The organism is Streptomyces malachitofuscus (assembly GCF_055571035.1).
On record NZ_JBVIGA010000033.1, the window covers coordinates 1 to 24790 of the forward strand.

Annotated in this window: 25 protein-coding genes; 16 read left to right on the plus strand and 9 right to left on the minus strand. The window is 72.1% G+C overall.

What is annotated here, in order from left to right:
* Positions 1–441: 441 nt before the first annotated feature.
* Complete coding sequence (locus ACZ44S_RS34605; protein ID WP_466936547.1) at positions 442–1395, minus strand: DeoR/GlpR family DNA-binding transcription regulator; 954 nt, start codon at positions 1393–1395, stop codon at positions 442–444.
* A gap of 100 nt (positions 1396–1495) precedes the next feature.
* Positions 1496–2944 (minus strand): NAD(P)H-quinone dehydrogenase, encoded by a 1449-nt coding sequence (locus ACZ44S_RS34610; protein WP_466936549.1) that lies wholly within the window; start codon positions 2942–2944, stop codon positions 1496–1498.
* Between the two features lie 98 nt (positions 2945–3042).
* On the opposite strand from ACZ44S_RS34610, the gene ACZ44S_RS34615 reads away from it, so the two are divergent.
* The 3 genes from ACZ44S_RS34615 (at position 3043) to ACZ44S_RS34625 (ending at position 6598) form a co-directional block, all read left to right on the plus strand.
* Entirely contained in the window at positions 3043–3483 is a 441-nt protein-coding gene (locus ACZ44S_RS34615) for a gamma-glutamylcyclotransferase family protein (RefSeq protein ID WP_466936551.1), read from the plus strand.
* 92 nt (positions 3484–3575) lie between these two features.
* Complete coding sequence (locus ACZ44S_RS34620; protein ID WP_466936553.1) at positions 3576–4400, plus strand: purine-nucleoside phosphorylase; 825 nt, start codon at positions 3576–3578, stop codon at positions 4398–4400.
* Positions 4401–4963: 563 nt separating this feature from the next.
* Complete coding sequence (locus ACZ44S_RS34625; protein ID WP_466936555.1) at positions 4964–6598, plus strand: phospho-sugar mutase; 1635 nt, start codon at positions 4964–4966, stop codon at positions 6596–6598.
* Positions 6599–6663: 65 nt separating this feature from the next.
* Here ACZ44S_RS34625 and ACZ44S_RS34630 read toward each other — a convergent pair whose 3' ends face one another.
* The gene (locus ACZ44S_RS34630) at positions 6664–7368 is read right to left on the minus strand and encodes a PH domain-containing protein (protein ID WP_466936557.1); all 705 of its coding nucleotides are present in this window, start codon (positions 7366–7368) and stop codon (positions 6664–6666) included.
* Positions 7369–7524: 156 nt separating this feature from the next.
* On the opposite strand from ACZ44S_RS34630, the gene deoC reads away from it, so the two are divergent.
* From deoC to ACZ44S_RS34645, 3 genes are read left to right on the plus strand one after another with little or no spacing between them, the layout of a single operon-like run.
* Complete coding sequence (gene deoC, locus ACZ44S_RS34635; RefSeq protein WP_466936665.1) at positions 7525–8478, plus strand: deoxyribose-phosphate aldolase; 954 nt, start codon at positions 7525–7527, stop codon at positions 8476–8478.
* 5 nt (positions 8479–8483) lie between these two features.
* Positions 8484–9920 (plus strand): aldehyde dehydrogenase family protein, encoded by a 1437-nt coding sequence (locus ACZ44S_RS34640; RefSeq protein ID WP_466936559.1) that lies wholly within the window; start codon positions 8484–8486, stop codon positions 9918–9920.
* A complete protein-coding gene (locus ACZ44S_RS34645; RefSeq protein ID WP_466936561.1) occupies positions 9913–10800 on the plus strand; it encodes an aldehyde dehydrogenase family protein in 888 nt (295 codons plus the stop codon). The genes ACZ44S_RS34640 and ACZ44S_RS34645 overlap by 8 nt, the downstream gene beginning before the upstream one ends.
* Positions 10801–10881: 81 nt before the next feature.
* Here ACZ44S_RS34645 and ACZ44S_RS34650 read toward each other — a convergent pair whose 3' ends face one another.
* The gene (locus tag ACZ44S_RS34650; protein WP_466936563.1) at positions 10882–11211 is read right to left on the minus strand and encodes a hypothetical protein; all 330 of its coding nucleotides are present in this window, start codon (positions 11209–11211) and stop codon (positions 10882–10884) included.
* A 59-nt stretch (positions 11212–11270) separates the two neighbouring features.
* Between ACZ44S_RS34650 and ACZ44S_RS34655 the strand changes: the two genes are divergently transcribed.
* Positions 11271–11993 (plus strand): uridine kinase family protein, encoded by a 723-nt coding sequence (locus ACZ44S_RS34655; RefSeq protein WP_466936565.1) that lies wholly within the window; start codon positions 11271–11273, stop codon positions 11991–11993.
* 283 nt (positions 11994–12276) lie between these two features.
* Here the strand turns inward: ACZ44S_RS34655 and ACZ44S_RS34660 are convergent, their stop codons facing one another.
* The gene (locus ACZ44S_RS34660; RefSeq protein WP_190161280.1) at positions 12277–13014 is read right to left on the minus strand and encodes a SigE family RNA polymerase sigma factor; all 738 of its coding nucleotides are present in this window, start codon (positions 13012–13014) and stop codon (positions 12277–12279) included.
* A 243-nt stretch (positions 13015–13257) separates the two neighbouring features.
* Here ACZ44S_RS34660 and afsQ1 point away from each other — a divergent pair, with 243 nt between their 5' ends.
* The 5 genes from afsQ1 (at position 13258) to ACZ44S_RS34685 (ending at position 17141) form a co-directional block, all read left to right on the plus strand.
* Positions 13258–13935, plus strand: coding sequence for a two-component system response regulator AfsQ1 (gene afsQ1 / locus ACZ44S_RS34665; protein WP_029394402.1), 678 nt, complete (start codon positions 13258–13260; stop codon positions 13933–13935).
* A complete protein-coding gene (locus ACZ44S_RS34670) occupies positions 13932–15560 on the plus strand; it encodes an ATP-binding protein (protein ID WP_466936567.1) in 1629 nt (542 codons plus the stop codon). Before afsQ1 ends, ACZ44S_RS34670 begins: the two co-directional genes overlap by 4 nt.
* Positions 15557–16195 carry a hypothetical protein gene (locus ACZ44S_RS34675; protein WP_466936569.1) on the plus strand — a complete coding sequence of 213 codons (639 nt, stop codon included), beginning with the start codon at positions 15557–15559 and terminating at the stop codon, positions 16193–16195. The genes ACZ44S_RS34670 and ACZ44S_RS34675 overlap by 4 nt, the downstream gene beginning before the upstream one ends.
* A 104-nt stretch (positions 16196–16299) precedes the next feature.
* Complete coding sequence (locus ACZ44S_RS34680) at positions 16300–16881, plus strand: VanZ family protein (RefSeq protein WP_466936571.1); 582 nt, start codon at positions 16300–16302, stop codon at positions 16879–16881.
* 59 nt (positions 16882–16940) lie between these two features.
* A complete protein-coding gene (locus ACZ44S_RS34685) occupies positions 16941–17141 on the plus strand; it encodes a PspC domain-containing protein (RefSeq protein WP_466936573.1) in 201 nt (66 codons plus the stop codon).
* Positions 17142–17242: 101 nt separating this feature from the next.
* Here the strand turns inward: ACZ44S_RS34685 and ACZ44S_RS34690 are convergent, their stop codons facing one another.
* Together ACZ44S_RS34690 and ACZ44S_RS34695 are read right to left on the minus strand one after the other, a co-directional pair.
* On the minus strand, positions 17243–17590 hold the full coding sequence (locus ACZ44S_RS34690; protein WP_466936575.1) for an ATP-binding protein: 348 nt from the start codon (positions 17588–17590) through the stop codon (positions 17243–17245).
* Between the two features lie 139 nt (positions 17591–17729).
* Complete coding sequence (locus tag ACZ44S_RS34695; RefSeq protein WP_466936577.1) at positions 17730–18887, minus strand: adenosine deaminase; 1158 nt, start codon at positions 18885–18887, stop codon at positions 17730–17732.
* A 122-nt stretch (positions 18888–19009) separates the two neighbouring features.
* On the opposite strand from ACZ44S_RS34695, the gene ACZ44S_RS34700 reads away from it, so the two are divergent.
* The gene (locus ACZ44S_RS34700) at positions 19010–19774 is read left to right on the plus strand and encodes an alpha/beta hydrolase family protein (protein WP_466936579.1); all 765 of its coding nucleotides are present in this window, start codon (positions 19010–19012) and stop codon (positions 19772–19774) included.
* A gap of 111 nt (positions 19775–19885) precedes the next feature.
* Here the strand turns inward: ACZ44S_RS34700 and ACZ44S_RS34705 are convergent, their stop codons facing one another.
* Positions 19886–20845: a LysR family transcriptional regulator gene (locus ACZ44S_RS34705; protein ID WP_466936581.1), complete on the minus strand. Its 960-nt coding sequence runs from the start codon at positions 20843–20845 to the stop codon at positions 19886–19888.
* A 63-nt stretch (positions 20846–20908) separates the two neighbouring features.
* On the opposite strand from ACZ44S_RS34705, the gene ACZ44S_RS34710 reads away from it, so the two are divergent.
* Positions 20909–22207, plus strand: coding sequence for an MFS transporter (locus ACZ44S_RS34710; RefSeq protein WP_466936583.1), 1299 nt, complete (start codon positions 20909–20911; stop codon positions 22205–22207).
* A 239-nt stretch (positions 22208–22446) separates the two neighbouring features.
* Entirely contained in the window at positions 22447–23463 is a 1017-nt protein-coding gene (locus ACZ44S_RS34715) for a sigma-70 family RNA polymerase sigma factor (protein ID WP_466936585.1), read from the plus strand.
* On the opposite strand, the gene ACZ44S_RS34720 is transcribed toward ACZ44S_RS34715, so the two are convergent.
* Entirely contained in the window at positions 23347–23745 is a 399-nt protein-coding gene (locus ACZ44S_RS34720) for an STAS domain-containing protein (protein ID WP_466936667.1), read from the minus strand. The two genes, ACZ44S_RS34715 and ACZ44S_RS34720, sit on opposite strands and share 117 nt — an antisense overlap.
* A gap of 124 nt (positions 23746–23869) precedes the next feature.
* Between ACZ44S_RS34720 and ACZ44S_RS34725 the strand changes: the two genes are divergently transcribed.
* Entirely contained in the window at positions 23870–24790 is a 921-nt protein-coding gene (locus ACZ44S_RS34725) for an AEC family transporter (RefSeq protein WP_466936587.1), read from the plus strand.

Sequence of the window (24790 nt, forward strand, 5' to 3'; positions counted from 1 at the left end):
CTGGCGCGATGGGGCTTGTTGGTGGGGTGCGGGGTGCGGACGCGCCAGCCACTGCGGGCGGACACCCCCACCCCGTCCCCTCCCCGCCGCAGGCGACATACGCGCGGGTCACCCGTCGCCGTCATCGCGGGGCGGCCGCACCACCGCTCCCGCGTCACCGCCGCTTCCGCGATCCGCGGCCTCCCGCCGCGATCCGCGGCCTCCCGCCGCGATCTGCGGCTTCGTGCCGCGATCCGCGGGCAGTCGTGCCTCCCCCAGTGCCTTGAGGGCCTGGGAGGTACCCCCAGGGCGGTGGGGGTCCCCCGCTCGAGCGAAGCCGAGCGTGGGGGAGGCACCCCGCAAGTGCCGGGCTGCGCAACCCAACCCGGTCCACACCCACGCGGGCAGCGGTCAGGCGCCGGTTCACTCGGGGCCCCACCCCACACGCACCGCGCCCAGCAGCTAACGCCGGCGCAAATCCGCGACCCGAGCCCGCTCGGCCCCCTGCTCCGGCGCACCCAGCGCCACAGCTGCCCGCAACCCCGGCCCCTGCCGCCGAGGCCCGGGAAGCGGCACATCCCGGCGCCGGCGTGCCGACGGCGGCCCCTCACCTCCCGCGCCCGCGGAACCCCCCGGCGCCCCCGCGACAGCGATCTGCACGCCCTGGTCCGCCAGCGCCTGCAACTCGGTTCCCGCACGGTCGTCATGCGCCGGCGGCTCATCCGTCACCAACCGCGTGATCAGATCCGTCGGCACCGTCTGGAACATCGTGTCCGTACCGAGCTTCGTGTGGTCCGCGAGGATCACCACCTCCGCCGCGGCCTGCACCAGCGCCCGGTCGACGGACGCCGACAGCATGTTGGACGTGGACAAGCCCCGCTCGGCGGTCAGACCGCTGCCGGAGAGGAACGCGCGGGACACCCGCAGTCCCTGGAGGGACTGTTCGGCACCGCTGCCGACGAGGGCGTAGTTCGAACCGCGGAGCGTACCGCCGGTCATCACGACCTCCACCCGGTTGGCGTGGGCCAACGCCTGGGCGACCAGCAGGGAGTTGGTGACCACGGTCAGCCCGGGCACCCGGGCGAGCCGGCGGGCCAGCTCCTGCGTGGTGGTACCCGCGCCGACCACGATGGCCTCGCCCTCTTCCACGAAGTTCGCGGCGAGGTCGGCGATGGCGGTCTTTTCGGCGGTCGCGAGATGAGACTTCTGCGGAAAACCGGACTCTCGCGTGAAACCGCCCGGAAGTACCGCACCGCCGTGCCGGCGGTCGAGGAGTCCTTCTGCCTCCAGCGCGCGCACGTCCCGCCGTACGGTCACTTCGGAGGTCTGGACGACGCGGGCGAGTTCACGGAGCGACACGGCCCCGTTCGCTCGCACCATTTCGAGGATCAATTGGCGACGTTCTGCAGCGAACACGAAACTGACAGTAACGCCAGCGACCGTCTGCTTTCAGCAGTTTGCGCTGAATAGCAGAAGTTGTTCGCACGGTCCCACACCAAGTGGTATAGGGCTGCCGTCAGGCCTCCGCGCCCGTCTTCCGCGTGTGCAACTGCCGTGCCACCTCGGCGATCGAGCCGGACAGCGAGGGATACACGGTGAAGGCGTTTGCGATCTGCTCCACGGTCAGATTGTTGTCGACCGCGATCGAGATGGGGTGGATGAGTTCCGAGGCGCGCGGCGCCACCACCACACCGCCCACGACGATGCCCGTGCCCGGGCGGCAGAAGATCTTGACGAAGCCGTCGCGGATGCCCTGCATCTTCGCGCGCGGGTTGCGCAGCAGCGGCAGCTTCACCACGCGGGCGTCGATCTTGCCGCCGTCGACGTCGGCCTGGGTGTAGCCGACCGTGGCGATCTCGGGGTCGGTGAAGACGTTCGACGAGACCGTCTTCAGGTTCAGGGGGGCCACCGCGTCGCCCAGGAAGTGGTACATGGCGATACGTCCCTGCATCGCCGCCACCGAGGCGAGCGCGAAGACGCCGGTGACGTCACCGGCGGCGTAGACGCCGGGGGCGGTGGTCCGCGAGACCTTGTCGGTCCAGATGTGGCCCGACTCCCGCAGCCTGACCCCGGCCTCCTCCAGGCCCATGCCCTCGGAGTTCGGGATGGCGCCCACGGCCATCAGACAGTGCGACCCGGTGATGACCCGTCCGTCGGCCAGGGTCACCTCCACCCGGTCACCGACCCGCTTTGCGGACTGGGCGCGGGAGCGCGCCATGACGTTCATGCCGCGGCGGCGGAAGACGTCCTCCAGCACGGCGGCCGCGTCCGGGTCCTCGCCCGGCAGCACCCGGTCGCGCGAGGACACGAGCGTCACCTTGGACCCCAGGGCCTGGTAGGCGCCGGCGAACTCGGCGCCCGTGACGCCCGATCCGACCACGATGAGCTCCTCGGGGAGCTCGTCGAGGTCGTACACCTGGGTCCAGTTCAGGATCCGCTCGCCGTCGGGGCGGGCGTCCGGCAGTTCACGCGGATGGCCGCCGGTGGCGATGAGCACGGCGTCCGCGCTGAGCGTCTCCTCGCTCCCGTCGGCGGCGCGCACCACCACCTTGCGCGACCCGTCGAGCGCCTGCATGCCCTCCAGCCGGCCGCGCCCGCGCAGCACCCGCGCGCCGGCCCGGGTCACCGACGCGGTGATGTCGTGCGACTGGGCGAGGGCGAGTCGCTTCACACGCCGGTTGACCTTGCCCAGGTCCACGCCCACCACCCGGGCGGCCTGCTCGATGTGCGGGGTGTCGTCGGCGACGATGATCCCCAGCTCCTCGTACGAGGAGTCGAAGGTGGTCATCACCTCGGCCGTGGCGATCAGGGTCTTGGACGGCACGCAGTCGGTGAGCACCGACGCACCGCCCAGGCCGTCGCAGTCGACGACGGTCACCTCCGCGCCGAGCTGCGCGGCGACCAGCGCCGCTTCGTATCCGCCGGGTCCGCCACCGATGATCACGATCCGAGTCACGTACTCCATTGTCCCGCACACTTCACCGTGCGACCGCCCGGGGGGCTCGGCCGTGGCCCCGCTGTTACCGGAGTGGCCGTCGTTCCGGCTGTCGTACCCTTCCCCCCATGTCGCTCTACGCCGCGTACGCCGGCAACCTCGACGCCCGGCTGATGTCGCGCCGCGCACCGCACTCGCCACTGCGCGCCACCGGCTGGCTGAACGGGTGGCGGCTGACGTTCGGGGGCGAGCACATGGGCGGGGAGGGTGCGCTCGCGACCCTCGTCGAGGACCCGATCTCGCAGGTCTTCGTGGCCCTCTACGACATCGCGCCGATGGACGAGGAGTCCCTGGACCGCTGGGAAGGGGCCGGCGGCCTGGACCTCTACCGGCGCACACGGGTGCGTGCGCACACCCTGGACGGCGAGGAATCCGCCTGGACCTACGTCCTCAACAGCTACGAGGGCGGCCTCCCCTCCGCCCGCTACCTGGGCGAGATCGCCGACGCGGCCGAGTCCGCGGGCGCGCCCCACGACTATGTGATGGAACTGCGCAAACGCCCCTGCTGAGGGCCCTTCGTCGGAAACGACAAGACAACGATCGCCATCCCATCACCTTCGACATCTACGCGCGTAGGCGAATACCGGCTACCCTCGACGGCGTGAACGCTTCTCTTCTTCCGGACGACATCCAGGGCGACCCGTACGCCGCAGCCGACGCCGCCGCCGTGCGCCTGCGCGAACTCACAGGCGCCGAGACCCACGACGTCGCCCTCGTGATGGGCTCCGGCTGGGCCCCGGCCGTGGACGCCCTCGGCACCCCCGAGGCCGAGTTCCCGGTCACCGAACTGCCCGGCTTCCCGCCGCCGGCGGTCGAGGGTCACGGAGGCAAGATCCGCTCCTACCGCGTCGGTGCCAAGCGCGCCCTAGTCTTCCTGGGCCGTACGCACTACTACGAGGGCCGGGGGGTCGCGGCCGTGGCCCACGGCGTCCGTACGGCGGTGGCCGCGGGCGCCAAGACCGTCGTGCTGACCAACGGCTGCGGCGGCCTGCGGACTGGTATGCGCCCCGGGCAGCCGGTCCTGATCAGCGACCACATCAACCTCACGGCCACGTCACCGATCGTCGGCGCCAACTTCGTCGACCTCACCGACCTGTACTCGCCGCGTCTGCGGGCGCTGTGCAAGGAGATCGACGCAAGCCTGGAGGAAGGGGTCTACGCACAGTTCCCCGGGCCGCACTACGAGACTCCGGCGGAGATCAGGATGGCCCGCGTGATCGGGGCGGACCTGGTCGGCATGTCGACGGTCCTCGAGGCGATCGCCGCGCGGGAGGCCGGGGCGGAGGTGCTGGGGATCTCGCTGGTCACGAATCTTGCCGCGGGAATGACGGGTGAGCCGCTGAACCATGAGGAAGTTCTCCAGGCGGGCCGTGACTCCGCCACGCGGATGGGGTCGCTGCTGGCGCAGGTGCTCGGTCGCCTGTAGGCGGCGGGCCAAGGGTGCGTCCGTCACCGGCGCGTACGGGGCACCGTGCGGTGCCGACGGCGGCCTGCCCGCGCGGACCCGGCGTCTGCCCGCTCACCCGGCGCGGGTGCGGGCCGGGGGTGGGTCGCACAGCCCGGCACTCACGGGGTGCCGTCGCGCCCACCTTCCCCCCTCGCAGCGGCACGACTGCCCGCGGGAACGCGGCCCCGTCCGCCCGCGGGCAGTGGCTACCCACGGAAGTGGCGGCTCTGGCGGCTCCGGCGGCTCCGGCAGCTGCCCGCGGACGCGTACGGCGCGCAGCCCCGTACGGCCCCGTACGGCAGTGGGCGCGGGCAGGCGCCGACGGCGGGAAGGGGACGGGGCGGGGGTGTCCGCCCGCAGTGGCTGGCGCGCCCGCACCCTCACCTCCACCAACAAGCCCCATCGCGCCAGTCCGAGGACGGACACCCCCGCCCCGGCCCCGCACCACCCACCGACCGCAGGCGCTACGCGCACCCCCACCGCACCCGCAGCTGCGCCGCAGGCGTAGACCCGCACCCGACTCAACGAGAGGCTGACCGACCGTGCAAGACGACGCCCTCATCGCCCAGGCCCAGGCATGGCTCGCCGAGGACCCTGACCCGGACACCCGCGAGGAACTCGCCCGCCTCATCGACGCCGGCGACCACGCCGAGCTCGAGGCCCGCTTCAGCGGCACCCTCCAGTTCGGCACCGCCGGCCTCCGCGGCGAACTCGGTGCCGGCCCCCTGCGCATGAACCGCTCCGTGGTCATCCGCGCGGCCGCGGGCCTCGCCGCGTACCTCAGGAAGCAGGGCCACTCGAACGGCCTCGTCGTCATCGGCTACGACGCCCGCCACAAGTCGCAGACCTTCGCCGAGGACACCGCCGCCGTCATGACCGGCGCCGGCCTCCGCGCCGCCGTCCTCCCCCGCCCCCTCCCCACCCCCGTCCTCGCCTTCGCCACAAGGCACCTCGGCGCGGTCGCCGGCGTGGAGGTCACCGCCAGCCACAACCCGCCCCGTGACAACGGCTACAAGGTGTACCTCGGCGACGGCTCCCAGATCGTGCCCCCGGCCGACGCGGAGATCGCCGCCGAGATCGACGCCGTGGCGTCCCTCACCACCGTCCCCCGCCCCACCGAAGGCTGGGAGACCCTCGACGACACCGTCCTGGACGCCTACCTCGCCCGCACCGAGCACGTCCTGGCCGAGAACTCCCCCCGCACGGCCCGCACCGTCTACACGGCCATGCACGGCGTCGGCAAGGACACCCTCCTCGCCGCCTTCGCACGCGCAGGCTTCCCCGCCCCCGTCCTCGTCACCGAGCAGGCCGACCCCGACCCGGAGTTCCCGACCGTCGCGTTCCCCAACCCGGAGGAGCCCGGCGCGATGGACCTCGCCTTCGCGAAGGCCCGCGAGACGGATCCCGACCTGGTCATCGCCAACGACCCCGACGCCGACCGCTGCGCCGCCGCCGTCAAGGACGGTGCCGACTGGCGCATGCTGCGCGGCGACGAGGTCGGCGCGCTGCTCGCCGCCCACCTGGTCCGCCGCGGAGCGACCGGCACCTTCGCGGAGTCGATCGTGTCGTCGAGCCTCCTCGGCCGTATCGCCGAGAAGGCCCGCCTCCCGTACGAGGAGACCCTGACCGGGTTCAAGTGGATCGCGAGGGTCGAGGGCCTGCGCTACGGCTACGAGGAGGCGCTCGGCTACTGCGTCGACCCGGACGGCGTACGGGACAAGGACGGCATCACGGCGGCGCTGCTCCTCACGGAACTGGCCTCCGAGCTCAAGGAGAGCGGCCGCACCCTGCTCGACCTCCTCGACGACCTCGCCGTGGAGCACGGCCTGCACGCCACGGACCAGCTCTCGGTCCGGGTGAAGGACCTCGGCCTCATCGCCTCCGCGATGCACCGCCTGCGCGAACAGCCGCCCACGGAGCTGGCGGGCCTGCGCATCGCCAGGGCGGAGGACCTGACGGAGGGGACGGAGAAGCTCCCGCCCACGGACGGCCTCCGCTACACCCTGGACGGCGCGCGGGTCGTCGTCCGCCCCAGCGGCACGGAGCCGAAGCTGAAGTGCTACCTGGAGGTGGTGATCCCGGTGGCGACGAAGGCCGGCCTCCCGGAGGCCCGCACCCGGGCGACAGCACTCCTCGAGCGGATCAAGCAGGACCTGTCCGAGGCAGCGGGCATCTGAGAAAACCCCGAGCGGGGCGGACACCCGACGCCGCCCCGCACAGGCCCCCTCACCCCACAGCCCCCTCACCCCACGGCCAGCAGCACCGCCAGCAACACAGCCCCGGCAACGGCCGGCCCAGCGATCTCGTAGGCCCACCGCACGCTCACCTCGCCCTGCGCGGCCTCCGCGTCCTGCCGCTGCTCGTGCAGCTCACGCATCTCGGCCATGGCCCGGTCGCTCTCGGCCTGCCGAGGCGCTTCGGGAGCGCCGCCCGGGCCGAACCCCCGGCCGGCCCCCCGGCCGCCGCCCCTGCCCTCGCGCCCCGAGTTCTCACCGCGGGCGGCCATGCGCGCCTCGCGCCGGTTCGCCTTGTTGCGGGCCCGCAGGGAGACGGGAAGGGCCCACAGCTGGTACGTGGTACCGGAGACGTCGACGACCTCGTTGGTGAACCCGGAGCGCAGGGAGGCGACCTGCCCCCAGGGCAGCACGATCACGCGGAACGGGTTGCGGACGCGCAGCCGGTCGTCGTTCACGTACACGGCGGGGCGCAGCGTGTAGGCGACGACCAGCGGGACCAGCAGGAGCATCGCGGCGAGGGCCAGCCAGGGGGTGCGGCCCTCCCCGGCGACCACGGCGTCGATGCCGAGCCAGCCGATGACGGCGAGCAGCAGGACACCGCCGGCGATGCCCGCGGGCGAGCGGTGGATGCGGTCCTGGTACTGGGGCGCCGCGGGCCCGGTGGGCTGCGAGGGCTCCGGGTCGGGCGACTGGTGCTCGGGGGTCGTCATGCCCCCGATTCTGCATGACGCCTCCGGGCACGTCGTACACGGTGGGACCCCTCGACGACAGGCCGCGTACCCCTGCACGACCCCATGAGCCGCCCCACGGGATGCCCCTCGGGGCTGTACAGCCGCTACGCGCGTAGATATGCTCGTCTGGTGACCATGCCCACCACTGCACCCAACGCTCTCAGCGACGTCACCGCGTCCGACAGCACACTGCGCCGCTTCCTCCACGGGCTGCCCGGCGTCGACGCGGTCGGCCTGGAGGCCCGTGCCGCGTCCCTCGGCACCCGCTCGATCAAGACGACCGCGAAGGCGTACGCCATCGACCTCGCCATCTCGATGGTCGACCTGACGACGCTGGAAGGCGCGGACACCCCGGGCAAGGTCCGGGCGCTCGGCGCGAAGGCGGTCCGCCCCGACCCGACCGACCGCACCACCCCCGCCACGGCGGCGGTCTGCGTGTACCCCGACATGGTGGCCACGGCGAAGGAGGCCGTCGCCGGCTCCACCGTCAAGGTCGCCTCCGTGGCCACCGCGTTCCCGGCCGGCCGCGCCCCGATCGCCGTGAAGCTGGCGGACGTCCGCGAGGCCGTCGCCGCCGGTGCGGACGAGATCGACATGGTCATCGACCGCGGGGCGTTCCTCGCGGGGAACTACATGAAGGTGTACGACGAGATCACCGCCGTGAAGGAGGCCTGCGGGGCGAGCGCCCGCCTGAAGGTCATCTTCGAGACGGGCGAGCTGTCGACGTACGACAACATCCGCCGGGCGAGCTGGCTCGGCATGCTGGCCGGCGCGGACTTCATCAAGACCTCCACCGGCAAGGTCGCCGTCAACGCGACCCCGGCGAACACCCTGCTGATGCTGGAGGCGGTCCGCGACTTCCGCGCCCAGACCGGTGTCCAGGTCGGCGTGAAGCCGGCCGGCGGCATCCGCACCAGCAAGGACGCCATCAAGTTCCTGGTGCTGGTCAACGAGACCGCGGGCGAGGACTGGCTGGACAACCACTGGTTCCGCTTCGGCGCCTCCTCGCTGCTGAACGACCTGCTGATGCAGCGCCAGAAGCTGGCCACCGGCCGCTACTCCGGCCCCGACTACGTGACGGTGGACTGATCACCATGGCACCTGTTTTCGATTACGCACCGGCGCCCGAGTCCCGCTCGATCGTCGACATCGCCTCGTCGTACGGTCTGTTCATCGACGGCGAGTTCGCGGAGGCCGCCGACGGCAAGGTCTTCAAGACCGTCTCCCCGTCCACGGAGGAGGTCCTCTCCGAGGTCGCCGAGGCCACGGAGGAAGACGTCGACCGCGCCGTGAAGGCCGCCCGCAAGGCCTTCGAGAAGTGGTCGGCACTCCCCGGCTCCGAGCGCGCGAAGTACCTGTTCCGCATCGCCCGCATCATCCAGGAACGCAGCCGCGAGCTCGCCGTCCTCGAAACCCTCGACAACGGTAAGCCGATCAGGGAGACCCGCGACGCGGACCTCCCCCTGGTCGCCGCGCACTTCTTCTACTACGCGGGCTGGGCGGACAAGCTCGACCACGCCGGCTACGGCGCGAACCCGAAGCCGCTGGGCGTGGCGGGCCAGGTCATCCCCTGGAACTTCCCGCTCCTGATGCTGGCGTGGAAGATCGCCCCCGCGCTGGCCACCGGCAACACGGTGGTCCTGAAGCCCGCCGAGACCACGCCCCTGTCCGCGCTCTTCTTCGCGGACATCTGCCGCCAGGCCGGGCTGCCCAGGGGCGTCGTCAACATCCTCACCGGTGACGGCCGCGCCGGGGCCGCGCTGATCGCCCACCCCGACGTGAACAAGGTCGCCTTCACCGGCTCGACCGCGGTCGGCAAGGAGATCGCGCGCACGGTCGCCGGGACCCGCAAGAAGGTCACGCTCGAACTGGGCGGCAAGGGCGCCAACATCGTCTTCGACGACGCCCCGATCGACCAGGCCGTCGAAGGCATCGTCAACGGCATCTTCTTCAACCAGGGCCAGGTCTGCTGCGCGGGCAGCCGCCTCCTGGTGCAGGAGTCGGTCCACGACGAGCTCCTGGACTCCCTCAAGCGCCGCCTGTCCACGCTCCGCCTCGGCGACCCGCTGGACAAGAACACCGACATCGGCGCGATCAACTCCGCCGAGCAGCTGGCCCGGATCACAAAGCTGGCCGACCTGGGCGAGGCGGAGGGCGCCGAGCGCTGGTCGCCGGCCTGCGAACTTCCGGAGAACGGCTACTGGTTCGCCCCGACGCTCTTCACGAACGTCACCCAGGCGCACACGGTCGCCCGTGACGAGATCTTCGGCCCCGTCCTGTCCGTGCTCACCTTCCGGACGCCCGACGAGGCGGTCGCCAAGGCCAACAACACCCCGTACGGCCTGTCGGCGGGCATCTGGACGGAGAAGGGTTCGCGCATCCTGGCGGTCGCGAACAAGCTCCGTGCGGGCGTGATCTGGTCCAACACGTTCAACAAGTTCGACCCGACGTCGCCGTTCGGCGGCTACAAGGAGTCGGGCTTCGGCCGCGAGGGCGGCCGCCACGGCCTGGAGGCGTACCTCGATGTCTGACCGACTCAACGTACTGAAGACCTACAAGCTGTACGTCGGCGGGAAGTTCCCGCGTTCGGAGAGCGGCCGGGTGTACGAGGTGACCGACGCAAAGGGCAAGTGGCTGGCGAACGCCCCGCTCTCCTCCCGCAAGGACGCCCGTGACGCGGTGGTCGCCGCGCGCAAGGCGTTCGGCGGATGGTCCGGCGCGACGGCCTACAACCGCGGCCAGATCCTCTACCGCGTCGCGGAGATGCTGGAGGGCCGCAGGGACCAGTACGTCCGTGAGGTCGCCGAGGCCGAGGGCCTGTCGAAGTCGAAGGCCGCCGAGCAGGTGGACGCGGCGATCGACCGCTGGGTCTGGTACGCGGGCTGGACCGACAAGATCGCCCAGGTGGTCGGCGGCGGCAACCCGGTCGCGGGCCCGTTCTTCAACCTGTCCTCCCCCGAGCCGACGGGCGTGGTCGCGGTACTGGCCCCGCAGGAGTCGTCGTTCCTCGGGCTGGTCTCCGTGATCGCCCCGGTGATCGCGACGGGCAACACGGCCGTCGTCGTCGCGAGCGAGAAGTCCCCCCTTCCCGCCCTCTCCCTGGGCGAGGTGCTGGCCACCTCCGACCTCCCCGGCGGTGTGGTCAACATCCTCTCGGGCCGTACGGCGGAGATCGCCGCGCCGCTCGCCGCGCACCAGGACGTCAACGCGATCGATCTCGCGGGCGCCGACGAGGTGCTGGCGAAGGAACTGGAGATCGCGGCCGCGGACAACCTCAAGCGCGTGCTTCGTCCACAGGCTGTGGACAACTGGACGGCAACCCCCGGTACGGACCGCATGACGGCGTTCCTGGAGACCAAGACCGTCTGGCACCCGACGGGTTCACTGGGCGCGTCGGGTTCCGCCTACTGAGCCACCCCCCGCACCGGAGCGCCGTATCCCCTCCTCCGTCCGGGAGGGGTACGGCGCTCCGTCCTTCGGGCGTCCCGCCCGTCAGCCCCTGAGCAGCTCCGCCGCCTGTCCGGCGCCCGGAATGCCGCCGACCGACGGCGCCTGGGCGACCGGGCCGGTCACGGCGCGCGAGTCGACCGACCGGAAGTCGGCGACCTGCGTACCGACGCCGTTGTCGAGCGGGTCCACGCCCGTCCCGGCGAGCGGGTTGGGTTTGAGGTCCGCGACGGTGCCCACGACCTGGCCGGGACTGTCGGGCAGCACTCCGGCGGCCGCGGTCGTCACGCCCGCGCCGAGCGCCGCTCCCGCGGTCGCGAGAACGGCCAGGGCGCGTCGGGCGGTCGGCGTCCTGGGTGCCTTGTGTCGGGCCATCGCTGTGCCACCTGTTGCCTTCGCTGGGTGATCGGGTCGACGCGAAGAGTAGTGGAGATGTGACGCGCGCTTCAAAGCCGCACCTCGGGGTCGTACGCCACCCGAACGATGCCTCACACTGGTGTCCCGTGAGTTCCCAGTCGCCCCTATCCGCGCGAGTCGTGCTGCTCTGCGGCCCCTCCGGCTCCGGCAAGTCCCTTCTCGCGGCCCGCTCCGGCCTTCCGGTGCTGCGTCTCGACGACTTCTACAAGGAGGGTGACGACCCGACCCTGCCCCTGGTGGCGGGCACGTCGGACATCGACTGGGACGCTCCCGGCTCCTGGGACGCGGACGCCGCCGTCGCCGCGATCGAGCGGCTGTGCCGGACACGTCGCACCCAAGTCCCCGTCTACGACATCTCGCTGAGCGCCCGTACGGGCGAGGGGACCGTCGACATCGGCGGGACCCCGCTGTTCATCGCGGAGGGGATCTTCGCCGCGGAGATCGTCGGCCGCTGCCGCGCCCTGGGCCTGCTGGCCGACGCGCTGTGTCTGAGCCGCGGCCCGGTGCGGACCTTCCGGCGGCGCTTCCTGCGGGACCTCAAGGAGGGCCGCAAGTCGGTGCCGTTCCTGGTGCGCCGCGGCTGGCGACTGATGCGGCTGGAGCGGTCGATCATCGCCCGGCAGACGGCGCTGGGCGCCTACGCGTGCGACCGGGACGAGGCCCTGACCCGCCTCGCGACGGCGGCGGTCGCCGGGCGCACGGCGACGGGTACGAGCACGAGCGCCGCCACGCCGGCCTGACGCAGCCCGCGGGCGCGGCCGCACATACGAACGGCGGGACTGGGCGGGCCCCCCGGCCCTCCGCAGTCCCGCTGTTTCGCACTCCCCCGTGATCCCCCGGATCCCTCGTCGATCCCCCCGGATCCGTGAGGCCCCCGTGACCCCCCCCCCCGTGGTGCCTCCCCCTCTTGCTCCCCCGTGTCCCCCCGCTTGCCACGGTGACGCCCCCCGGCATCCCCGCAGCTCCCCCGTTACCCGTTCCCCCCGGATCCCCCGATCCCGGGTTCCCCGCTCCCCCGTACCCTCAGGCGACAAGCTCCCCGAAGGCGTTCTCCTCGTCACGGCCGAAGCTGAGGACCTCGTCCTCGCGCAGCCGGCGGAGCGACCGCCAGATGCTGGACTTCACCGTGCCGACACTGATGCCGAGGATGTCCGCGATCTCCGGGTCCGTGCGGCCCTCGTAGTAGCGCAGGACCAGCATGGTGCGCTGGAGCTCGGGCAGCCGGGCCAGGGCCTGCCACAGGACGGCGCGCAGCTCGGTGCCGCGCATCGCGTCCGTGTCGCCGGCCGTCTCCGGCAGCTCCTCGGTCGGGTACTCGTTCAGCTTGCGGCGGCGCCACGCGCTGATGTGCAGGTTGGTCATGGTGCGGCGGAGATATCCGCCGACGGCCGCCTTGTCGCTGATCCGGTCCCACGCCCGGTAGGTCGAGAACAGTGCGCTCTGCAGCAGGTCCTCGGCCTCGAAGCGGTCGCCGGTCAGGTGGTAGGCGGTGGCGTACAGGGAGGCGCGGCGCTCCTGGACGTAGGCGGTGAACTCCACCTCCGTCAGCGAGCGGCGCTCCCCCGAGCCCTCCCCGTACGCGTTCCCCCCGTCCGTTTCCCCCGTGGATGCGTCAACCACCGTCATGATCGTGGTGTGCTGACGCCCGGTGCCGCGGGCGCACCCCCGCATGCCCGCCGCACCGGACTTCTCGGAACCCCGGTGCACGTCGTGCAGACGCGTGACCACTGCGCTGGTGCTGGTGCTGTGCAGCGTGTTCATCTCGCGCCCCCCGTCGTGGACTTCCGGTGTTCTGTCCTGCTGTTGTGCTTGTGCCGAATAGCTTGCCGGGGGACCTTCATGGCCGTGTCCGCCGACTGTCACAGACGTGTCACAGGGGTCGGGCACGGCGGGGGCACAGGTCCTTCACAAGTGTCCGTGCACGTAGCGGCACGTATGCGGGCCCAATGGGCATCTGCCGCCCACGGGTCGAACAGGGAGCCCTCCATGGGCCAGAATGAGCGCGTGCCTTCCCTGTTGCTGATCGAGGACGACGACGCCATCCGCACGGCCCTGGAGCTCTCACTGACGCGCCAGGGTCACCGGGTGGCGACCGCTGCCAGCGGTGAGGACGGTCTGAAGCTGCTGCGTGAGCAGCGGCCGGATCTGATCGTGCTGGATGTGATGCTGCCCGGCATCGACGGGTTCGAGGTGTGCCGTCGTATCCGGCGCACGGACCAGTTGCCGATCATCCTGCTGACCGCGCGCAACGACGACATCGACGTGGTGGTCGGCCTGGAGTCCGGGGCCGACGACTATGTCGTCAAACCGGTGCAGGGCCGGGTGCTGGACGCCCGCATCCGGGCGGTGCTGCGGCGCGGCGAGCGGGAGTCCAGCGACTCGGCGAGCTTCGGCAGCCTGGTCATCGACCGTTCGGCGATGACGGTGACGAAGAACGGCGAGGACCTGCAGCTGACGCCGACGGAGCTGCGGCTGCTGCTGGAGCTGAGCCGGCGGCCGGGGCAGGCACTGTCCCGTCAGCAGCTGCTGCGGCTGGTGTGGGAGCACGACTACCTGGGCGACTCGCGTCTGGTGGACGCCTGTGTCCAGCGGCTGCGCGCCAAGGTCGAGGACGTGCCGTCGTCCCCGACGCTGATCCGTACCGTGCGCGGTGTCGGCTACCGGCTGGATCCGCCTCAGTGACACAGGAGCACCAAGGGGGGACCGGCGGCTGGTCCGCCGCGCGCAAGGGAGTCTGGTCACGGCTGCGCTTCACCAGCCTGCGATTGCGGCTGGTCGTGGTGTTCGGGCTGGTCGCGCTCACCGCGGCGGTGTCCGCGTCGGGCATCGCCTACTGGCTGAACCGTGAGTCCGTGCTGACCCGCACCCAGGACGCGGTGCTGCGCGACTTCGAGCGGGAGATGCAGAACCGGGCGGGCGCGCTGCCGGAGCGTCCCACCCAGGACGAACTGCAGCGCACCGCGAGCCAGATGGCGACGAGCAGCCAGCGCTTCACCGTACTGCTCGTCGCGGAGAATCCCGACGGCCGGACGGTGTACGGCAGTTCGGGCGGCCTCAACGGCTTCTCGCTGAAGGACGTGCCGGCCTCGTTGCGGGACGCGGTCACCGAGCAGCAGAAGATCACCTCGAACAACAAGTATCCGCACCACCTGTACTGGCAGCGGACGGTCGACGGCGACACCCCCTACCTGGTGGCGGGGACCCGGGTGATCGGGGGCGGGCCGACCGGCTACATGCTGAAGTCGCTGGAGCCGGAGGCCAAGGACCTCAACTCGCTGGCCTGGTCGCTGGGGATCGCCACGGCGCTCGCGCTGATAGGTTCCGCGCTGCTCGCGCACGCCGCCGCGACGACCGTGCTGAAGCCGGTGCAGCGGCTGGGGACGGCCGCGCGGCGGCTCGGTGAGGGGAAGCTGGACACCAGGCTCAGGGTGTCGGGCACGGACGAACTGGCCGATCTCTCGCGCACGTTCAACAAGGCCGCCGAGGCGCTGGAGAAGCGGGTGGCCGACATGGCCGCGCGGGACGAGGCCTCGCGCCGGTTCGTGGCGGACATGAGCCATGAGCTGCGTACGCCGCTGACCGCGATCACGGCGGTGACGGAGGTCCTCGAGGAGGAGCTCGAGTTCGAGGGCGGCGGCATCGACCCGATGATCCAGCCCGCGGTACGGCTGGTGGTGAGCGAGACCCGGCGGCTGAACGACCTGGTGGAGAACCTGATGGAGGTCACCCGCTTCGACGCGGGCACCGCCCGTCTGGTGCTCGACGACGTCGACGTCGCCGACCAGATCACCGCCTGCATCGACGCGCGGGCCTGGCTGGACGCGGTCGACCTGGACGCCGAACGCGGCATTCACGCGCGGATCGATCCGCGCCGGCTGGACGTGATCCTGGCCAACCTCATCGGCAACGCGCTCAAGCACGGCGGTTCACCGGTGCGAGTGGCGGTGCGGGAGTCCGTCGCGGAGGGCGCGGAGGGCGCGGAGGGCGCGGAGGGCGCCGGGGACGAGGCCACGGTGGTCATCGAGGTGCGGGACCACGGGCCGGGCATCCCGGAGGAGGTCCTGCCGCACGTCTTCGACCGCTTCTACAAGGCGAGTGCCTCCCGGCCGCGCTCCGAGGGCAGCGGACTGGGGCTGTCCATCGCGCTGGAGAACGCCCATATCCACGGCGGTGAGATCACCGCGGCCAACTCCCCGGAGGGCGGCGCCGTCTTCACACTGCGGCTGCCGCGGGACGTGTCCGCACGGCATCCGTCTCGGAAGACCGGCGACGCCGGGGACGAAGGCGCCGAGGGGGACGCCCGATGAACGTACGGCGGACGACGGCGGGGAGCGCGGCCCTGCGGGGCGGACGGGGGCTGCTGGCCGCCGGGGCGCTCGGGGTGCTGCTGGCGGGGTGCGGGATCCGGGCCACGGAGGTGCCGACCGACTTCGGTCCGGCGCCGTCGCGGGTGCGCTGCTCGCTGGCCGAGCCGGAGGTGTCGACGCAGGCTGTGCGGGGGCTTCCGGTGCAGGTGTTCCTGCTGTGCGGGTCGTCGCTGGTGGCGGTGGACCGGACGGTACGGGTGCCGGACGGTGCGGCGGACGCGCGGCGGGTGCTGGTGGCGCAGGGGCTGCTGGACGAGTTGTCGCAGGCGCCGTCCGCCGCCGAGCGGGAGGCCGGGTACACGACGCGGGTACGGCCCGGGACGACGGTGAGCGGTCCGCGGCCCGGCGACCCGGAGGACACGCTGCGGCTGAGCGCCGCGCCGGGGAGCCTGTCCTCGTCCGCGCTGGCGCAGATCGTGTGCACCTTCACCGACTCGGCGGCGGCCGAGAGCGACGGCTCGGTGATCCTGGGCGGCCCGGACGACAGCCGGCCGCGGCGCTACAAGTGCACGGACGAGGTCCGCTCCCGTCCGGGCGAGGACGATCCGCCCTCCTCGGAGGCCACCGAGGGCTGAGCGCGGGCGGGCCGGCGCGGTGTGCGGCACTGTGGCGCATGCCTCACCCGTTGAACGGGTGACATCCCGGAACCGATCGTGCCGAACGCCGCGTCTTGGGGGGCGTGCAGCGTCAAGGCTTCATCGGCGGCACCGCCGCATTCCGCATCCGTGTGACAGGGGGGCTCCTCCTGGCCGCGTATCTCGCGTTCGTCGCCTGGTACACGCTGCGCCCGCTGGACGTCCCCTGGGTGATGCCGGCGAATCTGCGGCCGTTCGACGGTATCCGGGCCGATTTCGCGCTGGGCTGGGCCACGGGGCTGCGCCGGACCGGTGAGGCGATGGCGCTGCTGGCGCCGCTGGGTGTGCTGCTGCCGATGGCCGGCGGGCGACTGTGCGTCTCCCGGCTGGGGTCGCTGATCCGCACCATGACCGCGACCGCCTTGGTGTCGCTGGCCGTGGAGATGCTGCAGACCGCGGTGCCGGGGCAGGTCGTGGACGTCGACTCGCTGCTGCTGAACACGGCGGGTGCGGCGCTCGCGCATGCGGCCGTGGTGCCCGCGGGACGCGCCTGGCTGCGCCGCAGGGACGGACACACGCCCGTCACCGCCCTCCTCCCGGAGGAGATGCATCAGGGGCGGACCCCGACGATTCCCAGGGTCGGGATCGCCCCATGGAGCGACGCTTTGCCCCCTTCGTCTCCGTAACGTGGAGTGCACCGAGGCAGCCGGCAGGGAGGCCTCGCACCGCCCACGAAGGAGCCGTCATGAGCCGCCTCGCCCGCCCCACCAACGACCGCATGATCGGCGGAGTGTGCGCCGCGCTGGCCCGGCGCTTCGGCACCTCCGCGACCACGATGCGGGTGATCTTCCTGGCGTCGTGCCTGCTTCCGGGACCGCAGTTCCTGCTGTACATCGCACTGTGGGTGCTGCTGCCCTCGGAGGAGAAGGCGCGGACGGCCTGGTAGCCGCGGACACCGGAAGACCCTGAGAACCATCTCCCCGCGAGTACGCCGATGGGGCGCACCCCGAGTCCGGGTGCGCCCCATCGGCCGTGGTGCCTGGCGGTTCAGCCGCCGAGCGGAACGCCGTTGACCGAGAGGCCCTGGGTGGGCAGCTGGTTCACCGGCAGCCCCCCGAGGAGGCCGGCGCCCGGGACGCCCGGGCCGGCCTGCTCGGCGACCGGCTGGACGGCCGCCACGCCGGTGCCGGCCACCTCCTGGCCCGTCGCCAGCGCCTCGGAAGAGCCCGGCACCGCGCCGGACAGCCGCTCCGCCGGAACGGCCTGGGTGACGGTGTCCAGCGCCGGAGCGGCGTCCGGGACGGCCGGGGCCGCGTTGGCGGCGCCCGCCCCGGCTGCGGCGAAGGCGGCACCGAGAGCGGCGACACCGAGGGTCTTGGCAGCAGACTGCTTCATGTAAATGCGTCCTCGAAATGGGATACGGGGATGTGAGCGGTGCTGTGACGGTAAACATGCGGCACCGCCCGCCGCAAACATCGAAATGCGGACGGATGGTGAACACCGTGTGGGTTCACCCTTCCCGGGGACGCGCTGTTCAGCTCTCCGATTCCGCAGAACCGCTGGTGGAGGCGGCCTGCCGGAACAGCCATTCGGATTTCAGTTCTGCATATCCGGGTTTGATGACGTCATTGATCATGGCCAGTCGTTCATCGAAAGGGATGAACGCTGATTTCATCGCATTGACAGAGAACCATTGCAGGTCGTCGAGCGTGTAACCGAAGGCGTCGACCAGGTGCTCGAATTCCCGGCTCAGGCTGGTGTGGGACATGAGGCGGTTGTCGGTGTTGACGGTGGCCCGGAAGTGCAGCCGGCGCAGCAGACCGATCGGGTGCTCGGCGTACGAGGCGGCCGCGCCGGTCTGGAGGTTGGAGCTGGGGCACAGCTCCAGCGGGATGCGCTTGTCCCTGACGTAGGAGGCGAGCCGGCCGAGATGAACGGTGCCGTCGTCACGGACCTCGATGTCGTCGATGATGCGCACCCCGTGACCGAGCCGGTCGGCGCCGCACCACTGCAGGGCCTGCCAGATGGACGGCAGCCCGAACGCCTCGCCGGCGTGGATGGTGAAGTGGTTGTTCTCCCGCTTCAGGTACTCGAAGGCGTCGAGGTGCCGGGTGGGCGGGTAGCCGGCCTCGGCGCCCGCGATGTCGAAGCCGACGACACCCAGGTCCCGGTAGCGGTTGGCGAGTTCGGCGATCTCCAGGGCGCGGGCGGCGTGCCGCATCGCGGTGAGCAGGGCGCCGACCCTGATGCGGCGGCCGTTGTCCCTGGCGCGCCGCTCGCCCAGCCGGAAGCCCTCGTTGACCGCCTCGACGACCTCCTCGAGGGTCAGTCCGCCGTCGAGGTGCTGCTCGGGGGCGTAACGGACCTCGGCGTAGACGACGCCGTCCTCGGCCAGGTCCTCGGCGCACTCGGCGGCGACCCGGACGAGGGCGTCGCGGGTCTGCATGACGCCGACGGTGTGCGAGAACGTCTCCAGGTACCGCTCGAGGGAACCGGAGTCGGCGGCCTGGTGGAACCAGAGGGCGAGCTTGTCGGGGTCGGTGTCGGGAAGGCCGGTGTAGCCGGTCTCACGGGCCAGGTCGACGACGGTGCCGGGGCGCAGTCCGCCGTCGAGGTGGTCGTGCAGCAGGACCTTGGGCGCCCGGCGGATCTGGTCCGCGGTCGGGGTGTTCGCGATGGTCTGGCTCGTCATTTCCGCACTCTAACGCCTACGCGCGTAGATCACCGGGTGTGCGACGTGTGCGAGGTGGTCGATACGCAACGGTGACCGCACGGACGGGTCGGGTACACCGCCGCTTCTGAGAATGTTCTGTCATGGCACAGCAAGCGACGCCGGTGCGCACGGCCCGGCTGGGGAGGGTGCTCGGCCCGGAGCCGACCGAGGTGGGCGGTGTGGTGCTGCTGCTCCCCGGCGGCGAGGAGGTGTCCGCTCGGCGGCCGTCGCCCATGCTGGCGGCCGCCTCCGTACGGGGGCTCGGACGCCGCCTCACCCGCGCGGGACGGGAGCAGAGCCTCGCCACCCACGTCGTCCACTACCGCTACCGGGGCTGGAACGGCAGCGAGGCCCACCTCGCCCACGACGCCGCCTGGGCCGCCGACGAGGCCGTACGGCGCTACGGGGACGTGCCCGTCTGCCTGGTCGGTTCCGGCATGGGCGGCAGGGCCGCGCTCCGCGCGGGGGGCCACGAGGCCGTCAACTCCGTGCTGGCGCTGGCACCCTGGCTTCCCGAGGAGGATGTGGCGGCACCACCCGAACCGGTGAAACAGCTCGTCGGGCGGCGCGTGCTGATCGTGCACGGCACGAACGACGCGCGGACCGATCCCGAGTTGTCGTTCCGGCTGGCGGCCCGGGCGAAGAAGGCGAACCGGGAGGTGTGCCGGTTCGAGGTCCACGCGGACGGGCACGGGTTGAGCCAGTACCGGGACGAAGTGCTGGCGCTGGCCGAGGACTTCGTGATGGGGACGCTGTTCGGGCGGGCGTTCTCACGGCCCGTGCAGGATGCCCTGGCGGCGCCTCCGCCGCTGGGGTTGCGGATGCCGCTCGCGGCGGGGTTCGGGAAGTCGTTGCGGCGGCGGTAGCGCCGTGGGGGATTCTGTTCGGCGGCGGGCGCGAGCCGTCGGTGGCCGGTCTCGCAGTTCGCCGCGCCCCTGTGTGTGCTGCCCCTGCGTCGACAGCCAGGCACCCCCTTCTCACGGCAGCAGAGTGCCCCGTTTGCTGAGCAGGAACTTCTTGAAGGCCGCTACCGGAGGTGTGTCCGGGCGGCCCGCCGGCCAGGCCACGCCGATCTCCCTCGCGGCCCGGGGGGCTGTGACCGTCAGTTCGACCACACCCGGGCGGGGGAAGGGCGGTGGCGGGAGGAGGGCCACGCCCAGGCCGGCGGCGACCAGGCCGCGCAGGGTCTCCGCCTCCTCGCCCTCGAAGGCGATACGGGGCCTGAAGCCGGCCTGGGCACAGAGGTCGTCGGTGATGCGGCGCAGCCCGTAACCGGGTTCCAGCGTCACGAACGTCTCGTCGGCGGCCTCGGCCAGGCGGACGCGGCGGCGGCCGGCGAGGCGGTGGTCGGCGGGGACGACCAGGCGCAGCTTCTGCTCGTCGAGGCGGCGCGCGACGAGGTCGGGGGCGTCGGGCACCGGGGAGGTCAGACACAGGTCGAGTTCGCCCGCACGGAGGCCTTCCAGCATGGCCTCGCCGTAGTTCTGGACGAGGCTGAAGCGGATACGCGGGTGGTCGGCGCGGAAGGCGTGCAGCAGGCCGGGCACGGTCTCGGCGCCCATGGTGTGCAGGAACCCGAAGGCGACCTTGCCGGTGGCGGGGTCGGCGTCGGCGCGGACCTCCTCGGCGGCGCGTCCGATCTCGGCGAGGGCGCGTTCGACGGAGGTGAGGAAGGTGCGGCCGGCCGGGGTCAGGGAGACCGTGCGGCCGTGGCGGGCGAACAGCAGGACACCCAGGTCCTGTTCGAGGCGGGCCATGGCCCGGGAGAGCGTGGACTGCGGTACCTGCATCTCCTGGGCGGCGCGCGTGACGTGCTCGGTGCGGGCGACGCCGGCGAAGTGGGCGAGTCGGGGCGCGAGCAGCCTCGCCATGTCGTCCGTGTCTCGTGTGTCACTGGTCTGTGACAGCCGTCTCCGTGACCTCTGCTGATGCTCCATGGGAACGATTATGGCGATTCCATGCATTGGACGGATGAGCGGGAGCGTACGTAGTTTCGTGGCATGACTCCCGCCAGTACCGGGGCGTCCACCAGCGTGGGCGCCGTCGCTTCCGTTCCCTCCGCTCCCTCCTCTCCCTCGGCCCCGCCGCCCGTCTCCGCGTCCCGGATGTCTCCGGGCAGGCCCGGTTACCGCCGGATGAGTCTGGCCCTGTTCCTCGCGGGTGTCGCGACGTTCGCGCTGCTGTACTCCACCCAGGCCCTGCTGCCGCTGGTCTCCGCCGACTTCGCGGTGAGCGCGGGCGACGCGAGCTGGACGGTGTCGGCGGCGACCGGCGGTCTGGCGCTGTTCGTGCTGCCGATGAGCGCGCTGTCGGAGCGGTTCGGACGGCGCACCGTCATGACGGGGTCGCTCGCCGTCGCGGTGACCGTCGGACTGCTGGTGCCCTTCGCCCCGTCGCTGGGCGTGCTGGTGGCCCTGCGGGCGCTGCAGGGCGCGGCGCTGGCCGGGCTGCCCGCGTCGGCGACGGCGTATCTCGCGGAGGAGGTCACGCCCAAGGCACTGGTGACGGCGATCGGGCTGTTCGTGGCCGGCAACAGTGTCGGCGGGATGAGCGGCCGGGTGATCACCGGCTGGGTGGCGCAGGAGTGGGGCTGGCGGGTCGCCGTCGGGGTGATCGGGCTGCTCGCGGTGGCGTGCGCGGTGGCCTTCCGGCTGCTGCTGCCGGCGCCGAGGCACTTCCGTCCGGGCTCGCTGCGGCCGCGTGTGCTCGTCGGTACCGTCCGCGGGCACCTGGCCGACCCGCTGCTGCGGCGGCTGTTCGCGATCGGCGCGCTGTTCATGACGGTCTTCGGGGGTGTGTACACGGTCATCGGGTACCGGCTGACCGACGCGCCGTTCTCGCTGCCGCAGGGTGTCGTGGGGTCGGTGTTCCTGGTGTATCTGGTGGGCACGGTCTCGGCTTCGGCCGCGGGGCGGCTGGTGGACCGGCTGGGGCGGCGGGGTGCGCTGTACGCGGGCGGGGGGACGACCGCGGTGGGGCTGCTGCTGTCGCTCGCCGGGTCGCTGACGCTGGTGCTGCTGGGGCTGGTGCTGATCACCGCGGGGTTCTTCGCGGGGCACGCGGTGGCGTCGTCGGCGGTCGGGAAGACCGCGCGTGTGGGGCGTGCGCAGGCGTCGGCGCTGTACCAGTCCGCCTACTACGTCGGCTCCAGTGCGGGGAGCACGGTGGGGGCGCTGGCGTTCCACGCGGGGGGCTGGGGCGGCACGGTGGCGGTCGGGCTGGTGGCGGTGGCGGGCGTCGCGGCGATCACCCTGGCCGGGACGCGGGCGGCGGCACGGGCGGCCCTGCGGCCGGCCTGACGATGTCTCTCGCCCCCGCCGCCCCTTCCCGTCCCGACCCGGGGCTCCGCCCCGGACCCCGCTCCTCGAACGCCGGAGGGGCTGGATTGTGCCGGACGGGCGAGAAAGCGTCTCGTGCGGGGCACCGCCGTTGACCTGTGGGTTCGCCTGCTCGGCGGGCCGTTGTCAGTGGGCTGCGGTAGCTTCCGGAGTGGTGGGTGCGATGGTGCGCCACGAAGAGGCCACATGGGGTGGGTGGAATGACGAACGGCACGGCGACGACGACCGATGTGGACGCCAGGCTGGAGGAGTACCGGGTCGAGCTGACCGGGTACTGCTACCGGATGCTCGGCTCGTCCTTCGAGGCGGAGGACGCGGTGCAGGACACCATGATCCGCGCCTGGCGCAGTTTCGAGAAGTTCGAGGGCCGCTCCAGCCTCCGCTCCTGGCTCTACCGCATCGCGACGAACGTGTGCCTGGACATGCTGACCGCCGGCAACAAGCGGGCCCGCCCGATGGACCTCACGGAGTCCACGCCGCTGGCGCAGGCCGCCCTCTCGCCCCGCCCGGACAACACCTGGCTGGAGCCGATGCCCGACTCCCGGGTGCTGCCCACGCCCGCCGACCCGGCGGAGGCGGCGGTCGCCAAGGAGTCGGTGCGGCTGGCCTTCATGGCCGCGCTCCAGCAGCTGCCGGCCAAACAGCGGGCGGTGCTGATCCTGCGCGAGGTGCTGGCCTGGAAGGCGAGCGAGGTGGCCGAGCTGCTGGGCACGTCCGTGGCGTCGGTCAACAGCGCGCTGCAGCGGGCCCGGGCGACGCTCGCCGAGCGGCAGCAGCCCGGCGCCGAGGCGTCGGTGTCCGACCCGCTGGACGAGGAGCAGCAGAAGCTGCTCGAGCGCTATGTGGCGGCGTTCGAGGGGTACGACATGTCGGCGCTGACCGCGCTGCTGCACGAGGACGCCATCATGACGATGCCGCCGTTCGACCTGTGGCTGACCGGCGCCGACGACATCACGGGCTTCATGACGACGCTGGGCGCCCCCTGCGCGAACTCGCGGCTGGTCCCGGTGGAGGTCAACGGGCTGCCGGGGTTCGCGCAGTACAAGCCCGACCCGGAGGCCGGCGGTTACACGCCGTGGGCGGTCCAGGTGCTGGAGATCTCAGACGGCCGGATCACCGGGTTCCACTGCTTCCTGGACACCGAGCGGTGGTTCCCGCTGTTCGGGCTGCCCCTCCATCTCGAAGCGGAGGCCGACCAGGTCGAGCAGGACGCATAGCGCCGGGGAGGGGTCGCGCAGCCGTATCCGGCCTCCGGCCCGGCGGGCCGTGAGCTGGAGCCGGGCGAGGAGGTTCACGGCGGCGAGACCGGGTGGTCCGAGCCCGCCGACATCGCAGACGACCACTCCGCCCGTCCCTCGTCTTCCGCCGCTGTCCAGGAGCGTCCGCAGCGCCTCGCACGGCCCGTTCACCTCGTCCCGGGTGAGAGGGCCGCTGAGTACGAGTACGGGCGGTGTCATGGCGTCCACGACGGGTAGACCGCGCGGGTGCGCGTAACTCATCGCGAGGAGCGCCGCGAGGATCACATTGACCTGGTCGCGGCCTCCCCCGGAGGGTTGGCCGCATGTGCCAGAGATCCTTCCCGCCCGTGCCGCCCGGTGCCCTCCGCCCCCGCGAGGAGCCGCCGTGCAGGGGGTGCTGAGCGGGTTTCTGGTGATCGCCGTCGTCATCGGGGTCGGCTATGTCATCGGGCGCGGGGGGCATCTGGGGGCCCAGGGCGGCGATGTCCTGACGAAGCTGGCCTTCCACGTGGCGTCGCCGGCCCTGCTGTTCACCACCCTGGCCGGGGCCGATCTGTCGGTGGTCTTCTCCGGCCGCCTGCTGGTCACCGCGCTGAGCACGGCGGCGGTGGCGGGCATCTTCGTCGCGGTGGGTGTGGTACGCCGCTGGGGCGTGGCCCGTACCACCATCGGCGCCCTGTGCTCCAGCTATGTCAACTCCGGCAACCTCGGCATCCCGATCGCCGTGTACGTGCTGGGCGATGCCTCGCTCGTGGCGCCGGTGCTGCTGTTCCAGCTGGTGGGGGTCACGCCGGTCGCGCTGACGATTCTGGACCTGTCGACGGCGGGCGGGAAGGAGCCGCTGTGGCGGCGGCTGCTCACCCCGCTGCGGAACCCGATCGCGGTGGGGTCGCTGGCGGGGGTGGCGGTGTCGGCGGCCGGGGTGGAGATACCGGGGCCGGTGTGGGACCCGGTGAACCTGATCGGCAACATGGCGGTTCCGGCCGTGCTGCTCGCGTTCGGTATCTCGCTGCGCGGCAGCACGCTGCCCCTGCGGGGCGGTGACCGGGGGGCCGTTCTCCTCGCCGTGGCGCTGAAGGCGGTGGGCCAGCCGCTGGCCGCCTGGGTCCTGGCGGTGGGCGTCTTCGGTCTGCGCGGGGCGCATCTGCTCGACGTGGTGGTGACCTCGGCCCTGCCGGCCGCGCAGAACCTGTTCACCTACGCGAGCAGCTACGGCGTGGGCGAGAAGCTGGCCCGGGAGGCGATCCTGGTGTCGACGGTGCTGTCGGTGCCGGTTCTCGTGGTGGTGGCGGCGCTGCTGGGGTGA

Bases quoted from the DNA above. Each gene is read 5' to 3' on its own strand.
- ACZ44S_RS34610 (WP_466936549.1), bottom strand. From the start codon at position 2,944: ATGGAGTACGTGACTCGGATCGTGATCATCGGTGGCGGACCCGGCGGA.
- ACZ44S_RS34615 (WP_466936551.1), top strand. From the start codon at position 3,043: ATGTCGCTCTACGCCGCGTACGCCGGCAACCTCGACGCCCGGCTGATG.
- ACZ44S_RS34630 (WP_466936557.1), bottom strand. From the start codon at position 7,368: ATGACGACCCCCGAGCACCAGTCGCCCGACCCGGAGCCCTCGCAGCCC.
- deoC (WP_466936665.1), top strand. From the start codon at position 7,525: ATGCCCACCACTGCACCCAACGCTCTCAGCGACGTCACCGCGTCCGAC.
- ACZ44S_RS34640 (WP_466936559.1), top strand. From the start codon at position 8,484: ATGGCACCTGTTTTCGATTACGCACCGGCGCCCGAGTCCCGCTCGATC.
- ACZ44S_RS34645 (WP_466936561.1), top strand. From the start codon at position 9,913: ATGTCTGACCGACTCAACGTACTGAAGACCTACAAGCTGTACGTCGGC.
- ACZ44S_RS34650 (WP_466936563.1), bottom strand. From the start codon at position 11,211: ATGGCCCGACACAAGGCACCCAGGACGCCGACCGCCCGACGCGCCCTG.
- ACZ44S_RS34660 (WP_190161280.1), bottom strand. From the start codon at position 13,014: ATGAACACGCTGCACAGCACCAGCACCAGCGCAGTGGTCACGCGTCTG.
- ACZ44S_RS34675 (WP_466936569.1), top strand. From the start codon at position 15,557: ATGAACGTACGGCGGACGACGGCGGGGAGCGCGGCCCTGCGGGGCGGA.
- ACZ44S_RS34685 (WP_466936573.1), top strand. From the start codon at position 16,941: ATGAGCCGCCTCGCCCGCCCCACCAACGACCGCATGATCGGCGGAGTG.
- ACZ44S_RS34690 (WP_466936575.1), bottom strand. From the start codon at position 17,590: ATGAAGCAGTCTGCTGCCAAGACCCTCGGTGTCGCCGCTCTCGGTGCC.
- ACZ44S_RS34695 (WP_466936577.1), bottom strand. From the start codon at position 18,887: ATGACGAGCCAGACCATCGCGAACACCCCGACCGCGGACCAGATCCGC.
- ACZ44S_RS34700 (WP_466936579.1), top strand. From the start codon at position 19,010: ATGGCACAGCAAGCGACGCCGGTGCGCACGGCCCGGCTGGGGAGGGTG.
- ACZ44S_RS34705 (WP_466936581.1), bottom strand. From the start codon at position 20,845: ATGGAGCATCAGCAGAGGTCACGGAGACGGCTGTCACAGACCAGTGAC.
- ACZ44S_RS34710 (WP_466936583.1), top strand. From the start codon at position 20,909: ATGACTCCCGCCAGTACCGGGGCGTCCACCAGCGTGGGCGCCGTCGCT.
- ACZ44S_RS34715 (WP_466936585.1), top strand. From the start codon at position 22,447: ATGACGAACGGCACGGCGACGACGACCGATGTGGACGCCAGGCTGGAG.
- ACZ44S_RS34720 (WP_466936667.1), bottom strand. From the start codon at position 23,745: ATGAGTTACGCGCACCCGCGCGGTCTACCCGTCGTGGACGCCATGACA.